General features: G+C 59.9%; 2 protein-coding genes. One reads left to right on the top strand and one right to left on the bottom strand.

The window, feature by feature from the left end:
• The first annotated feature begins 9 nt into the window (after positions 1-9).
• Entirely contained in the window at positions 10-303 is a 294-nt protein-coding gene (locus tag AACR93_RS03375; protein WP_052497118.1) for an IS66 family transposase, read from the top strand.
• A gap of 115 nt (positions 304-418) precedes the next feature.
• On the opposite strand, the gene AACR93_RS03370 is transcribed toward AACR93_RS03375, so the two are convergent.
• Positions 419-1,894, bottom strand: coding sequence for a HAMP domain-containing methyl-accepting chemotaxis protein (locus AACR93_RS03370; RefSeq protein ID WP_024945039.1), 1,476 nt, complete (start codon positions 1,892-1,894; stop codon positions 419-421).
• Between the last annotated feature and the right edge of the window lie 185 nt (positions 1,895-2,079).

The following is a 2,079-nucleotide window of genomic DNA, read 5'->3' as shown; positions in this document are numbered from 1 at the left end:
AGCTGACCGTTGAACCGGCTGCTGAAGCGGTTACGCGAACACAAGGACGAATTATTGCTGGTGCTGAAGCGGCCGGAGGTGCCGTTGCACACCAATGGTAGCGAGCGGGACATCCGGGGTCATGTGAAGAAGCGAAAGGTGAGCGGAAGCACCCGCAGCGAGGAAGGGAGACGTTGCCGGGATACATTTATGAGTCTGAAAAATACCTGCAGAAAGTTGGGTATGTCGTTCTGGAAATATCTGCAGGAGAGGATAAATGGTGGTCCATTTGTGCCGCTAGCTGAACTGATCAACCAGCGGTAAAAGGAGCCCATCGCCACGACTTAATGAGAAGTTACTTGATTATTTTGTATCTATTTGATTTCATTGGGTTTCCCGCCGCCGAATGGCGGCAGGAACTGGATACAGCACACCACGCTTACAACTGGAACTGGGCAACCCGTCCCTGCAGCTGTTCGGCTAACTGGCTCAGGGAGAGGCAGGCGGAGGCCGTCTGCTCGGCGCCACTGGCCACCTCGTTGGCCGCCTCATGGATCACCGCTATGTTGCGGTTCAGATCCTCGGTCACCGAGTTCTGCTCCTCGGTGGCGGTGGCAATCTGGGTGTTCATGTCCGAGATCAGCGCCACCGATTCGGTGACCTTGTGGATTATGGAGCCCACATCCGAGGTACTGTTCACCGTGGTGTCCATCAACTGACGGCTATGATCCATATTCTCCACCGTCTCGCGGGCCCGGCTCTGCAGCAGATCTATGATGCGGTTGATCTCGCTGGTAGAGTCCTGGGTTCGCTTGGCCAGGGTGCGCACCTCGTCGGCCACCACGGCAAAACCCCGACCATGCTCACCGGCCCGTGCCGCCTCGATGGCGGCATTGAGCGCCAGCAGGTTGGTCTGATCGGCGATGGAGCGGATCACCTCCAGCGCCACACCGATGCTCTGGCTATCCTGCTGCAGATGATCCACCACCTGCCCGGCCTGCTCCAGCTTCTGCGCCACCACACCGGTATCCTTGATGGCCAACTGCACGGCATGCAACCCCGCCGAGGAGTCCCCCGCCGCCGTACTGGCCGAGTTGGCCGCCTCGTTGCAGTTGCGCGACACCTCCTGCACCGTGGATTGCAACTCGTTGATGGCGGCGGCAAACTGATCGATCTCTTGGAGCTGCTGGGCAACCCCCTGAGAGGATTGGGTAGCGATGGCATTGACCTCCTCCACCGACGTTCCCAATTGGTGAACGGCAGCGGCCACATCGGCAATCAGGGTCCGCAGATTGGTGTGCATGCTGCCAAAGGCCGAGGCCAGCTGGCCCAGTTCGTCGCGAGCAAAGCAGCGCGGATCCAGCGTGCCGCTCAAATCGCCTCTGGAGAGCCGATTGGCCTGCTCCACCAGGTGCGCCAGCGGCTTTCTGATCTGGCCGGAGAGCCAGTAGGCCAGCCCAAACACCAGCAACACCGCCGCCAGTAGCGAACCGACGATCCAGCGCTTGGCCTGTTTATTGGCACGGTTAAACTGGGCCTCCATGGCACTAGCCTGCTGCTGGTTCAGGTCCATCAGCTTGCCAACCAGGGAGGTAAGCCCATAGTAGAGCGCAACGGATGCCACCGACTTCTGGGCCGCCACCTCGGTCTGCCCTTCTCGCTTCAGGCTCATGATCTCCTGGTGCAGGGGCAGATAAGCCTGCCACTTGTTGCGCAACTCCTCGAACAGCGTCCGCTGCTCCGGGGTGCGCAAATCACTCTCATAATCCGCCAGGCTCTGCTGCACCCGGGTCACCGTCTCGGCCACCAACTGCTCCTCCTGAGGTAGATTGGCCCCATTGCCCAGCAACATGAAGCGCAGCTCCAAGCGCCGGACATCATCCAGGTTTTGCTTGAGTGCCGCACTATCGAGCATTTCCGGTATGATTTGGGTACTGATGATATGAAACTTCTCTTCGGCACCGCTTAGGAAGGATGTGAACTAGAACACTAGGCAAACCGCTGGCCATCCCCGGCCCCGGCCCGGCGGCGAACCTCCCAGGCGAAACACCAGCCCCCCGGCGCTCAATGTCGCACCAAGGCATTGAGGGGTGACCGGCG

The sequence above is a fragment of the Aeromonas sp. L_1B5_3 genome (assembly GCF_963866575.1).
Classification (GTDB): Bacteria; Pseudomonadota; Gammaproteobacteria; order Enterobacterales; family Aeromonadaceae; genus Aeromonas; species Aeromonas jandaei.
Note: the sequence above shows the minus strand (reverse complement) of the source record. Positions and strands in the feature narration are given on the sequence as shown.